Source organism: Neiella litorisoli (assembly GCF_014773395.1).
In the GTDB taxonomy this organism is placed as follows: domain Bacteria; phylum Pseudomonadota; class Gammaproteobacteria; order Enterobacterales; family Neiellaceae; genus Neiella; species Neiella litorisoli.
Genome location: NZ_JACXAF010000014.1, coordinates 24,795 through 37,562, shown reverse-complemented (window position 1 = coordinate 37,562; position 12,768 = coordinate 24,795). Strand labels below are relative to the sequence as shown.

At 49.0% G+C, this 12,768-nt stretch carries 16 protein-coding genes; 1 reads left to right on the top strand and 15 read right to left on the bottom strand.

Features of this window, described 5'->3' with window-relative positions; all coding sequences use genetic code 11:
* Window positions 1-8: 8 nt before the first annotated feature.
* From rplR to IC617_RS11390, 12 genes are all read right to left on the bottom strand, one after another.
* A complete protein-coding gene (gene rplR / locus IC617_RS11445) occupies window positions 9-362 on the bottom strand; it encodes a 50S ribosomal protein L18 (RefSeq protein ID WP_087507572.1) in 354 nt (117 codons plus the stop codon).
* A 9-nt stretch (window positions 363-371) separates the two neighbouring features.
* Window positions 372-905, bottom strand: a complete 534-nt coding sequence (rplF, locus tag IC617_RS11440) for a 50S ribosomal protein L6 (protein WP_191145129.1) — start codon at window positions 903-905, stop codon at window positions 372-374.
* 14 nt (window positions 906-919) lie between these two features.
* Complete coding sequence (gene rpsH / locus IC617_RS11435) at window positions 920-1,312, bottom strand: 30S ribosomal protein S8 (RefSeq protein ID WP_191145128.1); 393 nt, start codon at window positions 1,310-1,312, stop codon at window positions 920-922.
* Window positions 1,313-1,338: 26 nt separating this feature from the next.
* Window positions 1,339-1,644, bottom strand: coding sequence for a 30S ribosomal protein S14 (gene rpsN, locus IC617_RS11430; protein WP_191145127.1), 306 nt, complete (start codon window positions 1,642-1,644; stop codon window positions 1,339-1,341).
* A 10-nt stretch (window positions 1,645-1,654) separates the two neighbouring features.
* Window positions 1,655-2,194, bottom strand: coding sequence for a 50S ribosomal protein L5 (gene rplE / locus IC617_RS11425; RefSeq protein ID WP_191145126.1), 540 nt, complete (start codon window positions 2,192-2,194; stop codon window positions 1,655-1,657).
* Window positions 2,195-2,208: 14 nt separating this feature from the next.
* On the bottom strand, window positions 2,209-2,526 hold the full coding sequence (gene rplX, locus IC617_RS11420) for a 50S ribosomal protein L24 (RefSeq protein WP_087507577.1): 318 nt from the start codon (window positions 2,524-2,526) through the stop codon (window positions 2,209-2,211).
* Window positions 2,527-2,538: 12 nt separating this feature from the next.
* Window positions 2,539-2,907, bottom strand: a complete 369-nt coding sequence (gene rplN, locus IC617_RS11415) for a 50S ribosomal protein L14 (protein WP_087507578.1) — start codon at window positions 2,905-2,907, stop codon at window positions 2,539-2,541.
* 239 nt (window positions 2,908-3,146) lie between these two features.
* A complete protein-coding gene (locus IC617_RS11410; protein WP_191145125.1) occupies window positions 3,147-3,287 on the bottom strand; it encodes a hypothetical protein in 141 nt (46 codons plus the stop codon).
* Between the two features lie 175 nt (window positions 3,288-3,462).
* Window positions 3,463-3,717, bottom strand: coding sequence for a hypothetical protein (locus IC617_RS11405; RefSeq protein ID WP_191145124.1), 255 nt, complete (start codon window positions 3,715-3,717; stop codon window positions 3,463-3,465).
* 50 nt (window positions 3,718-3,767) lie between these two features.
* Window positions 3,768-5,918 (bottom strand): peptidase domain-containing ABC transporter, encoded by a 2,151-nt coding sequence (locus IC617_RS11400; RefSeq protein ID WP_191145123.1) that lies wholly within the window; start codon window positions 5,916-5,918, stop codon window positions 3,768-3,770.
* Complete coding sequence (locus IC617_RS11395) at window positions 5,915-7,174, bottom strand: beta-barrel domain-containing protein (RefSeq protein ID WP_191145122.1); 1,260 nt, start codon at window positions 7,172-7,174, stop codon at window positions 5,915-5,917. Before IC617_RS11395 ends, IC617_RS11400 begins: the two co-directional genes overlap by 4 nt.
* A gap of 272 nt (window positions 7,175-7,446) precedes the next feature.
* Entirely contained in the window at window positions 7,447-8,745 is a 1,299-nt protein-coding gene (locus IC617_RS11390) for an adenylosuccinate synthase (RefSeq protein ID WP_191145121.1), read from the bottom strand.
* A 295-nt stretch (window positions 8,746-9,040) separates the two neighbouring features.
* Between IC617_RS11390 and IC617_RS11385 the strand changes: the two genes are divergently transcribed.
* Window positions 9,041-9,298, top strand: a complete 258-nt coding sequence (locus IC617_RS11385; RefSeq protein WP_191145120.1) for a GrxA family glutaredoxin — start codon at window positions 9,041-9,043, stop codon at window positions 9,296-9,298.
* Window positions 9,299-9,361: 63 nt separating this feature from the next.
* On the opposite strand, the gene hflC is transcribed toward IC617_RS11385, so the two are convergent.
* The 3 genes from hflC to hflX are packed head-to-tail and all read right to left on the bottom strand — an operon-like array spanning window position 9,362 to window position 12,752.
* The gene (gene hflC / locus IC617_RS11380) at window positions 9,362-10,243 is read right to left on the bottom strand and encodes a protease modulator HflC (RefSeq protein WP_191145119.1); all 882 of its coding nucleotides are present in this window, start codon (window positions 10,241-10,243) and stop codon (window positions 9,362-9,364) included.
* A complete protein-coding gene (hflK, locus tag IC617_RS11375; RefSeq protein ID WP_191145198.1) occupies window positions 10,244-11,407 on the bottom strand; it encodes an FtsH protease activity modulator HflK in 1,164 nt (387 codons plus the stop codon). It abuts the gene before it with no gap.
* A 55-nt stretch (window positions 11,408-11,462) separates the two neighbouring features.
* Window positions 11,463-12,752: a ribosome rescue GTPase HflX gene (gene hflX, locus IC617_RS11370; RefSeq protein ID WP_191145118.1), complete on the bottom strand. Its 1,290-nt coding sequence runs from the start codon at window positions 12,750-12,752 to the stop codon at window positions 11,463-11,465.
* Window positions 12,753-12,768: the final 16 nt, after the last annotated feature.

Below are 12,768 nucleotides of genomic sequence, written 5' to 3'. Positions count from 1 at the left end.
TCGACTCCTTAGAACTGCAGGCCGGCTTCGCGAGCGGCTTCTGCAAGCGCTGCTACACGACCGTGATACTTAAAGCCAGAACGATCAAAGGCTACGGTAGTAACTTCTTTCGCTAAAGCGCGCTCAGCAATGGCTTTACCCACAGCTTTGGCCGCTTCAACGTTACCGGTAGACTTCAGGCCTTCGCTTAGTGCTTTCTCTACAGTAGAGGCAGCAGCGAGGACTTCTGAGCCGTTTGGCGCGATCAACTGAGCATAGATGTGGCGTGGGGTACGGTGTACCACCAAGCGCGTTGCACCCAACTCGCTGATTTTTGCGCGGGCGCGTGTAGCGCGGCGCAAACGAGATACTTTCTTATCCATCGCGATACCTTACTTCTTCTTAGCTTCTTTACGACGAACGTGCTCGTCATCGTAACGAATACCTTTGCCTTTATAAGGTTCGGGCTTACGGTAAGCTCGAATGTTTGCAGCAACTTGACCAACCAACTGCTTATCAACGCCTTTCAGCACGATTTCAGTTTGAGAAGGACATTCAGCTGTAACACCTTCAGGCAACTCGTGATCGACTGGGTGAGACAAGCCCAAAGCTAGGTTTACAACCTTGCCTTTAACCTGCGCACGATAACCAACACCGTTCAACAGCAGTTTGCGAACGAAACCTTCGCTCACGCCTGTTACCATGTTGTTTACCAACGCACGAGCTGTACCAGCTTGTGCCCAAGCACCGTCAACGCCTTCACGACCAGCGAAAGTCAAAGCATTGTCTTCTTGCTTAACTTCAACTGCTTCGTGGATAGTGCGAGACAATGTGCCTTGACCACCCTTAATAGTCAGATCTTGACCTTTCAACGTAACTTCAACGCCGGCAGGGATCTGAACAGGAGCTTTTGCTACTCGAGACATCCTCTACCCCTCAATTACGCTACGTAGCCGATGATCTCACCGCCCATGCCCGCTTTACGCGCAGCACGGTCAGACATCACGCCTTTAGAAGTGGACACGATAGAAACACCCAAACCAGCCAGTACTTTAGGTAAGTCGCCTTTCTTCTTATAAATACGAAGACCAGGACGGCTTACGCGCTGGATAGTTTCGATAACTTCTTTACCCTGGAAGTACTTCAGTACGACTTCCAATTCTGGCTTCGCATCGCCAGCCACTGAATAATCAGTGATGTAGCCTTCTTCTTTAAGCAGTTTTGCAATCGCAACTTTCAGCTTTGAAGACGGCATTTTTACCGCAACTTTCTTGGCCGCCTGGCCGTTACGGATGCGAGTGAACATGTCCGCAATCGGATCTTGCATACTCATATGTATTTACTCCCGTGAACGACAGATTACCAAGAAGCCTTACGCAGGCCAGGAACTTCACCACGCATCGCTGCTTCACGCAGTTTGATGCGGCTCAAGCCGAACTTACGCAAGAATGCGTGTGGACGGCCAGTCACGTTACAGCGGTTACGCTGGCGTGATGGGCTGCTGTCACGTGGCAAGCCTTGAAGTTTCAAGACTGCGTCCCAACGCTCTTCTTCAGAAGTCGCTGGGCTTGCGATAGCAGCTTTCAGTGCCTGACGCTTTTCAGCGTATTTAGCAACTAGTTTGGCGCGCTTTGCTTCGCGTGCCTTCATGGATTGTTTAGCCATAACCCTGTCCTTACTTGCGGAATGGGAAGTTAAAAGCAGCCAACAGAGCACGGCCTTCTTCGTCAGAACCGGCAGTCGTAGTAATGGTAATGTCCATACCACGAATCTTGTCTACTTTGTCGTAGTCGATTTCTGGGAAGATGATTTGCTCACGTACGCCCATGCTGTAGTTACCGCGGCCGTCAAAAGACTTAGCGCTAACGCCGCGGAAATCGCGGACACGAGGTAGAGCGATGCAAATCAGGCGCTCCAAGAATTCCCACATGCGCTCGCCGCGCAGGGTGACTTTACATCCAATTGGGTAGCCTTCACGGATTTTGAAGCCGGCAACTGACTTGCGAGCTTTGGTCACAACAGGTTTTTGACCAGCAATAGTTGCCATGTCATTCACCGCGTTTTCCAAAACTTTCTTGTCAGCTAGAGCTTCACCAACACCCATGTTCAGGGTGATTTTTTCAACCCGAGGGACTTGCATGATACTGCTGTAACCGAACTCTTTAAGAAGAGCTGGTGCAACAGTCTCGTTGTAGTACTCATGCAGTTTCGCCATCGTAATACTCCGAATTAGCTGATTACTTGATTAGTCGACTTGAAGAAACGAACTTTTTTGCCGTCTTCAACTCGGAAACCTACACGATCTGCTTTGCCAGTTTCGGCGTTGTAGATCGCTACATTAGAAACGTCAATTGCCGCTTCTTTTTCAATGATGCCGCCCTCAACCTGTAGGTATGGGTTTGGCTTCTGATGCTTCTTGACGATGTTAACGCCTTTAACAAGGACTTTGCCCGCTTCAACTAAGACTTGCTCGACTTCGCCGCGCTTGCCTTTGTCTTTACCGGCCAAAACGATAACTTCATCGCCTTTATGGATTTTCGCTGCCATGATTGATTCTCCTTACAGCACTTCTGGCGCCAGAGAGACGATTTTCATGAACTTTTCAGAGCGAAGTTCACGCGTCACTGGACCGAAGATACGAGTACCGATCGGCGCATGGTTGGCGTTCAACAGAACGGCCGCGTTACGATCGAATTTAATCAGAGAACCGTCTTGGCGACGAACACCCTTTCTGGTTCGCACTACAACGGCATTCAGAACATCACCTTTTTTAACTTTACCGCGAGGAATTGCTTCCTTCACAGAAACTTTAATGATGTCACCAATACCGGCATAGCGGCGGTGTGATCCACCGAGAACCTTAATACACATCACGCTGCGAGCGCCGCTATTGTCAGCTACGTCCAGCAGGGTCTGCATTTGGATCATTTCAGTGCTCCGCTATTTACTTTACGTAAAACAAAAGATCCGGGCCCGTTCGAGCTCGGATCGTGGCTGCCTTTTTACAAGGGCGCCGAAGTATACCACCGGATTTGTGAGATGGGTAGTGGAAATTTAACCGCAGTAGAAATGAGTAAAGATCAAAACTTTTACCTGTGTTGGATGCATCCAGCTTAGTATCTAGCAAGTCAGGTTTTCAAAGCTATCCTCTCCACTAAACAGCAAAACTACTGCCGCACTGTAGTGCGACGTTCAAGGTATTTCATGGTCTTGCAGCACACACCAAACGACAACATCGATGTCAAAACTACGACCAATCCAATATCAATATCGCCAATGGCTTTGGCAACAAGTAAATATAATGACATTATCGCACTCGATATTAGAGTGGTTAATACAAACCCTAAGAAGTTTATCTGACCATTAGTCATAAGAGCTCTCCAACCTTACGATTATTGAATATGGGCACGTACTACCAATAAGATTTCGCTTTACGCGCCCTAGCTTTTCACTCTTTTCTAAAACCAACGTACTTTAAATTTGTTAGTCATAGAAATATTGGCACAGTGAATAGGCTGCACCGCCGGCAGTAAAGCCTCCTCCGGTCCACCCTGTAGCCCCCCCAACAAAACCACCTACTCCAGCGCCGAAGAATCCGCAACCATTCAAGTCTCCTGCAGCCCCACCGGCCATGCTATAGGCACTCATGCCGGACGCAGCCCCCACAATTCCTCTACCTACGTTGTACCATATTCCGCCGTTGACGATTTCTATTTCCGAGTAATCAAGTTCTTTCATAACAATTTCCTTTTGTAGTTACAGTTAATATCCCCGCCGAATGCGGGAATTCATGCAACAGCTCCCAGCTGTTGTTTAATTTGTTGAGTGACGTCTTCAACGCCATCTCGTGTTAAGTGCAAGATCCGATCGGCTGAGATCATGGTTTCTGGCCGATGGGCAATAATGACCCTAGTGATATTCAGCTCAGCGATAGCGTGGTTGACCAACCGCTCGGCATTCAGATCCAGATGACTAGTCGCTTCATCAAGTAGTAAAATTTTAGGCTGCTGATATAAAGCTCTTGCCAGTAAGATGCGTTGCTTCTGGCCACCCGATAGACTGCTGCCCATATCGCCAATGAGACTGTTGTAGTTCATTGGCATCGCCATAATGTCGTCATGAACGGCTGCCATCTTGGCGCAATTAGCGATTCGCTCCATATCAAGCTCATCACTAAAAAAGGTAATGTTGTCGGCAATCGAGCCAGATAACAGCTGATCATCTTGCATCACCGAAGCAACTTGCTGGCGATAATGGGTCATACATAAGTGGGGTAACTCATGACCATCGACCAATATTTCCCCTTTATTTATCGGTAACAAACCTAATAGCGTTTTAATAAGCGTCGATTTACCGGCGCCAGACGGCCCTATCAGCGCAACGGATTCGCCTGCAGCGACATCAAATGTCGCGTTATTAAACAAATAAGGCGCACCGTCTTGATATCGAAAGCCAACGCTTTTGAATTCAATGCGGCCGTTCAGCTCAGGTTTGAGCCCTGACTGATTGACCGCTTCTTTTGGTGTTAACGCAATATCGGCCAAGCGCTCTAAATGCAGGCCGAGCATTTTGAATTGGATCAGCTTTTCAATCAGGTTGGCGACTCGTTCGGTGAACTGCTGCTTGTAAGCGATAAAAGCAAACAACATACCCACGGAAAATTGGCCGTCCATCACCAACAATGCCGCCAGATAAATCACAATGACATGCTCTAATCCAAACAACAGTTTGTTGGCGCTAATAAAGCCAAGATCCAGCTGACCAATTCGAATATTGGCATTGAGGGTGTCGGCAAGGCGGTTCTGCCACAAGGATTGGCGCTGATTCTCGGCACCAAATAATTTAACCGTTTGAATTGCGCGGACCGTTTCAATGAAATGACTACTTTCTTTCGCCTGATGGGAAATAGCCTCTTCATTTTTCTGTCGAAGGGGTTTGAACAACACCAGTCTAATCATGGTAAATAGCGCCACGGCAATGACCACTACGAATGCTAATTTGACGCTATAGACAAACAACATCACCAGCACAGTTAGCGCCATGACGCCATCGATAAGCGCCTCGACAACTCCCGTTGTGAGTAATTCTTTGACTTGCTGCAGGGAGCCAAAGCGGGAGATGACATCGCCAATATGACGATTCTGAAAATAGTTAATCGGTAGGCGAACCAAATGGCGAAAGAGGTTGGCGGCAATTTGGATATTGAGCATTGCACTAAAATGCAGCACCACCACGCCTCGCAGTAAATTGGTTGCCATACTCGACAGCATCACCAAGCCAAAGCCTAGCGCCAGCACTAGCAACAGGTCTTTATCGTGACTGAGTAATACATCATCGACAACAAGCTGCGAATAGTAAGGCGACGCCAGAGCGAGGGCTTGCAACACCACCGACAACACAACCAGCCGCAGCAAACTTGATTTGAAGCCAACAATGTTGCTCCACAGCTGCGACAGCTTCAGCCGCTCTTTGACACTGCATTTTTGAAAGTCGCTCGTTGGCGCTAATTCAAGAGCGATCCCTGTGAAGTGCTTACTGACATCAGTCATGGTTAGACGCCGCTCACCAGCAGCAGGATCGTGTATCACAATAGCGTCGCGTGTGACTTTCTTTAACACCACAAAGTGATTCATATCCCAATGCAGCACGCACGGCGTTTGCAGTTTTTTCAGATGGTCCATATCAAGCTGTAATGCTCTGCCAGATAGACCCAAATCACTTGCTAACTGAATCAACTGTTGCAAGTTTAAGCCTCGCTGTGCCCCTCCCGACCGCTTGCGCAAACTCGATAGACTTTCTTCCCGGCCATAGTACCCAGCAATCATTGCCACACACGCTAAACCACATTCAGATACTTCGGTTTGCTGGATTAGGGGTAATGTCCGCCAACCTGAAAATTTGACTAATTTATCAGCATTGTTCAGTGTTGTAGTTGTCATACCCGCCCCCGCAAGCTGTAGAGCGGATCAAGTAGCCAATCGAGCAAATTCCGCGTATCGAGCACAATATCCGCCTCGAGCATCATCCCCGCTTGCAACGGTAAGCTCTTGCCGTAGCCCACGATGTACTGCTCATCAAGCTCGACAATCACCCGATAGACTGGCTCTTGCAATCTTACCGGCAGCTTTGCTTCTTCTGGGCTAACGATTGATTTCGAGATCACCGCCAACTCACCGCTCGCAACGCCAAAACGCTGATGGGGAAAAGCATCAAAGCGAATTCGTGCCGCTTGCCCTTCCCCAACAAAGCCAGCCGCTCTTGTTGGTAGCCATAACTCAGCATGCAATGTTGCATCATCTGGTAATACCGAGATGAGTGGCATGGTGGCGACAAGCGATTCGCCTTCTTTAACCTGAATGGAAGAAACGGTGCCGTTAGCCGCAGCTCTTAGTACCAGACGATGATTGGTCTCTTCAGTTAGCGATTGATGTTTTAGAGCCGCGATTTGACGTTGTAATTCAAGCTGACGGTTGTTGAATTCGAATGGCGCTTGCAGCAGTTTGTAGTCGATTTTCTTCAGCGCAAGGCGGCTTTTTACCACTAGCGCTCTGAGTTGTTGGGATTCTTGCTGCGCGGCTAGTACGCGTTGCTTGTGTTGGACAAAATCACTTTTGGTGACATGTCCCGCACGAAAGACCCGCTCAATGTCGTCCAGTTGGCTTCGAAACAATGTTTCTCTTGCTTCGAGCGCGGTCTGTTGCTGTTTCAGCTCGACCAATTCTTGCTGCAGAAAAGCTTTGGTTGCGGTCAACTCATCCAGTTGTTCGCCATGAAGCGCATGTAATTCCTGCTGTTGTAACTCGAGCACCGCAATCTGTTGCATAATTTGACCAAGCCGCTCTTGGCCAGCATCATCGCCGGTCAGCAACGATTGTTCCGACACCAAAGTAATCAAAGGATCCCCTTTGCGGACACGATCGCCTTCATTGACATGAAGCTTGGTAACTTTTCCCATTCGCGGCGCATAAGTTTTCAGCACGCCCATATCCGGTACTAGATAGCCTTTGACAACTTCTTTGCGGGTGTATTCACCAAGTGCCAGAAACACCACACTGATGGCTAGCAGTAGCAAGATGAATAAAGTCAACGCGGAAAAGGATAACGGCTGACTGACGATAACATCGCCGGTCAAACGATCTTTCTGGTGGGCAAGCGCCTGTTTTCTAAACAGACTTTTAGACTGTAACTCGGGCATTATACATCCTTGTACGTGCTGTCATAGGGGATACAAAAGCCTGACTACAACCTCATCTTCCTGATGAAGGTCAGCTTGTTATTAAGAGAAGATCATGGATCTATTGCCCGTCAAATTTTTTATTGCATATTTTTTATACAAATAAATCGAGATCACATTTTTGCTCATATTCGACTATCTGTTGACATCAATTTGCGCGGTTTATTGAATAAAAACCACAAAAAAAGCAAGGCTTTAGCCTTGCTTTAGTGACTCGATGCTGAAGCGTTGAATTAAGCTTCGAAAGGATGTTTGCGGATAATGGTTTCAACGCGATCAGGACCAGTTGAAACGATATCAATTGGAATTTCCAACAACTCTTCCAAGCGGTTGATGTAGTCCAACGCTGCTTGAGGCAATTGCTCCAATGATTTGACACCAAAAGTGTTGTCATCCCAGCCAGGCATACTTTCGTAAACTGGCATCGCTTCTTCGTAGCCTTCAGCAGCCAGCGGCGGCACATCAACAACCGAACCATCAGCCATTTTGTAGCCGGTACAAATTTTGACTTCTTTCAAGCCGTCAAGGACATCGAGCTTGGTCAAGCAAAGGCCAGTCAAACTGTTAATTTGAATTGCACGACGCATGACAACGGCATCAAACCAGCCACAACGACGCTGACGACCGGTGGTTGCACCAAATTCATGGCCTTTCTCGCCAAGATGCTGCCCCACTTCACATTCCAGTTCAGTTGGGAATGGGCCTCCACCAACGCGCGTGGTGTAAGCTTTAACGATACCCAAAACATAATCTAAATGACACGGGCCAAAACCAGCGCCTGTCGCTACGCCACCAGCGGTAGTATTTGAGCTGGTGACAAACGGATAAGTACCATGGTCAATATCAAGTAGAGTGCCTTGAGCACCCTCAAACATGATCTTGTCACCGTTTTTACGCGCTTTGTCGAGTACGTCAATCACGTCAACAGTCATGGCCTTCAACGTATCGGCAACCGCCAATGCGCCTTCGAGGACTTCGTCGTAGCTAACTTCTGGCGCTTTATACAACTCACGCAGCGCAAAGTTGTGATACTCCATCACAACCTTCAATTTCTCGGCGAATCTTTCTTTGTTGAACAGGTCACCCACACGAAGGCCACGACGAGATACTTTGTCCTCATATGCTGGGCCAATACCACGACCAGTAGTGCCAATCGCCTTTTTGCCCAGTGCTTTTTCGCGCGCAGCGTCAATTGCGATATGGAAAGGCAGAATCAAAGGACAAGCTTCGCTGATAAACAGGCGATCTTTGGCCGGTACGCCACGCTCTTCGAGCATTGCGATTTCGGTGAACAAAGCGTCAGGTGACAGCACGACCCCATTACCGATAATACACTTGACGTTGTCACGTAAGATGCCAGATGGGATTAGGTGGAGGACGGTTTTCTCGCCGTCGATTACCAGTGTGTGGCCCGCATTGTGGCCACCCTGATAGCGAACCACATAACTTGCTTGATCGGTCAGTAAGTCAACGATCTTGCCTTTGCCCTCATCACCCCATTGGGTGCCGAGAACCACAACATTATTGCTCATGCTTGAACTCTTGATTTGGTCGGTTAAACGCAGGAAAGGGCCGGATTTTAGCAGAAAATAACCCGCTTGTTCACCTTATTTGTGATCTCACATGGTATGAGCAGTTGCGGTTTAAGGTAGGTGCCTTATCTAGCTGGGGTTTAGCCTATATTCGGCGGCGCTTAAAAGAGCCATCACCATAGGCCAGTGATTGGTTTTAATCGATAAAAGCTATCAAGGATATGGAAACAACCAATTTTACCAAGCTCGCCGAAGCCGTTATGCTTTAGCCATCTTTTGTTCTGAGGACTTTCTTATGTTCGCTGTAATTTTTGGCCGCCCTGGCTGCCCATATTGTGTTCGCGCCAAACAACTGGCAGAGCAACTTACCGAAGCGCGTGATGATTTCAAATTTCGCTACGTTGACATTCATGCAGAAGGCATTAGCAAAGCAGATTTGTCTAAAACAGTAGGTCACGAAGTCGAGACTGTGCCGCAAATCTTTTTGGATGAAAAGCACATTGGTGGCTGCACCGACTTTGAGCAACTGGTGCGAGATAACAGCTGGGTCTAAAACCAGCTAGCGTTAAAACAAAAAAGATGCCCGAGGGCATCTTTTTTTACGTTGGCGTATTGGCTACTTACCCGTCGGGTCCTTCATGTATTTGAAGAATTCACTATCTGGCTCAATCACCATCATGTCGCCGCCTTGGCCGAAGCTCTTCTGATACGCCTGCAAGCTGCGGAAGAATGCATAGAACTCAGGGTCTTGACCGTACGATTCGGCGTATATGGCTGCCGCTTCGGCATCACCAGCGCCTCGTAACTCTAAAGCTCGGCGGTCGGCATCTGCCAGCATCACCGTCACTCGCGCATCAACATCGGCGCGAATCGCTTCTGCTTTCTCGCGACCTTGTGAGCGGTGCTCTCTAGCAACCGCAGTACGCTCAGCGCGCATCCGCTGGAAAATCGAGTTACTGACTTCCGATGGCAGGTTGATTTGCTTAACCCGCACATCGATCACTTCAATACCCAATTCACGGGCACCTTCGGCAACCTGAGCCAGCGCGCTTTCCATCAACTCACTACGCGTACCAGAAACAATTTCACGGATAGTGCGACTACCAAACTCGGTGCGCAGGCCGTTACTAATACGGCGCTTGAGCAGCGATTCGGCGCGGAAGAAATCACCACGAGTCGACAAATAAAACTTCGAAAAATCACTGATCCGCCACTTCACATAAGAATCAACAATCAGATCTTTTTTCTCAGAGGTAACAAAACGGTCGGCACGGTCATCAAGCGTTTGGGTACGGGCGTCGAGAAAACGAACCGTATCGATGAACGGAAACTTAACGTGCAAGCCAGGTTCGTGAACAACGGTATCCCCGGTGCCATCAATACGCTGAACTTTACCGAATCGAATGGTAATGGCGCGCTCGCCTTCTTCGACCACAAACAGAGACGAGAAACCGGCCAAAATTAATGCTGCTAATGCAACCAGTAATATAGGTCTCATTTAGTTTCTCCCTCCAGAGCTAAAACGATCAGAACGCTCACGTGAACTATTTGGGCTCGAGCCAACGCCAACAGGGCTACGCTGGTTCGAATGAGAGCTTGGCTCAATAAACGAGTTGCCAGTCGAGGTTTGCGGAACACCTTTGGTCATCCGGTCTAACGGCAAGTACATCAAGTTGTTGCCGCTTTCGACATCAACCAATACTTTGTTGCTGTTGCCATAAACCTCTTCGATTGTTTCTAGGTATAAGCGCTTGCGAGTGACTTCTGGCTGCGCTTTATACTCAGGCAAAATTTGGTTGAAGCGGGCTACATCACCCTGTGCATCCAACACTTTCTTTTGCTTGTAGGCGTTCGCGTCTTCAAGAATACGCTTCACCCGACCACGAGCTTGCGGCTCAACTTCACGCGCATATGCTTCGGCTTCACGGACGAAGCGCTCTTCATCCTCTTGCGCCGCAATGGCATCGTCAAATGCGTCTTTCACTTCTTCCGGCGGGCGTGCTAGCTGCACGTTGAGGTCGATGATTTCCAAGCCGGTTTGATACGGCTCGATAATGTTCGATAGCTCTTCCCAAGTCTCGGCACGAACTTGTTCCCGACCACTGGTCAACACGTTGTCCATGGTATTGTGGCCAACCACATAGCGCAGCGCGCTATCCATCGCCTGAAGCAGCGTGTCTTCAGGGTTCATCACGCTATATAGGTAGAGGAATGGGTCGCTAATCCGATACTGAACGTCCATTTCAATGCGAACCACGTTTTCGTCTTTGGTCAGCATAAAGCCGCTGGTTGGCATTGAGCTAACCGAGCGCACATCAACTGGCGTCACTTCATCAATGAAGGTTGGTTTCCAGTGCAGGCCAGGCTGGACATTCTCGGCAAATTCACCGAAGCGCAGCTTAACGCCTAATTCTGCTTCGCGAACGGTGTAAAGGCCGCTAAAGCCCCACACTAATAGCGCGATAATGACGGCAAGACCGCCACCAAACTTCATCACTTCGGAATCATTGCCGCCGCCACGGCGACCGCCGCCAAACTTGCCACCCAACTTTTTCGACAAGTTGCTGAGCACCTCGTCTAAATCTGGTGGCCCCTGATTTCCCGATTGTTTCCCCTTCCAGGGGTCATTCGGTTTTTTACCGCCCGGTTCGTGCCAGGCCATCATGGATTTTTTCATAGTTATATTAATGTCTCTCCGACATTTCCAGATCCAAGGGTTATTCAGAAATAATGTAATCTTCCGCTTGCGGGCAGTCACGTTTGACTAATGCCCGCCAATCATTTTTCGGCATGCGAATCAGCAATTCCGATTCGCCTTGCTCGGTATACTGCTCTTTTTGCACGACATGGCGTTGATAGAGCATACCCCGCAACTTGCCCTGAGCAGGTGGAATACGCAAGGTAAATTCAACCATGGTCCGGCCAAGCCGTTCTTGCAATGCTTGGAACAGCAAGTCCATGCCCAAGCCTTGCTGGGCCGAAACCCAAACCCGCCACGGCAAGCCGTTTTCATCCCGATCAATACGCGGGACGGCGCCTTCGAGCAAATCAATTTTGTTACAGATCATAAGTACGGGCACTTCGCCCGCATCGATCTCATCTAACACGATATTGACCTGATCAATATTGTCGGCAAAGCGGTCATCAGCGCCATCATAGACATGAAGCAGCAAATCCGCTTCTTGGGTTTCTTGCAGCGTCGCTTTAAAGGCTGCCACAAGGTCATGAGGCAAATGACGAATAAAGCCCACGGTATCGGCTAAAATTGTTGGTCCGACATCGGCAACTTCGATTTTCCGCAAGGTCGGATCAAGTGTCGCAAATAGCTGATCGGCAGCGTACACGCCAGCTTCGGTCACGCGATTAAATAAAGTAGATTTACCGGCATTGGTATAACCGACTAACGAGACCGTTGGTACCTCAGCACGTTTACGGGAACGACGCCCCTGTTCGCGCTGCTTGGCGACTTTATCCAACCGCTTAAGAATGTGGTCAATGCGTCCGCGGATTAACCGGCGGTCCGTTTCCAACTGGGTTTCACCCGGGCCGCGCATACCAATACCACCTTTTTGGCGCTCAAGGTGAGTCCAGCCCCGAACCAAGCGGGTCGAAAGGTGGCGGAGTTGCGCAAGCTCGACTTGCAATTTACCTTCGTGGGTCCGAGCCCGCTGAGCAAAAATATCCAGAATCAAACCAGTGCGGGGCAACACTCTACACTCGCATAGTTTTTCCAGATTACGCTCTTGAGCTGGCGATAAGGCGTGATTGAAAATGATGATGTTGGCTTCATACAGCTTAACGGCCTGAGCAATTTCCTCGGCTTTACCACCGCCGACAAAATATTTTGGGTGTGGCGCCTTGCGGGAACCGCGCACCACCCCTTTTACCTCGACACCAGCCGATTCAACCAACATTTCCAGTTCGCGCAAATCCTCGCGCTCGTGTTCATCCGAGAAGTCAATGTGAACTAATACAGCCTGCTCACCGGCTTGATAACGATCAAACAACCAATCGACTCCTTCG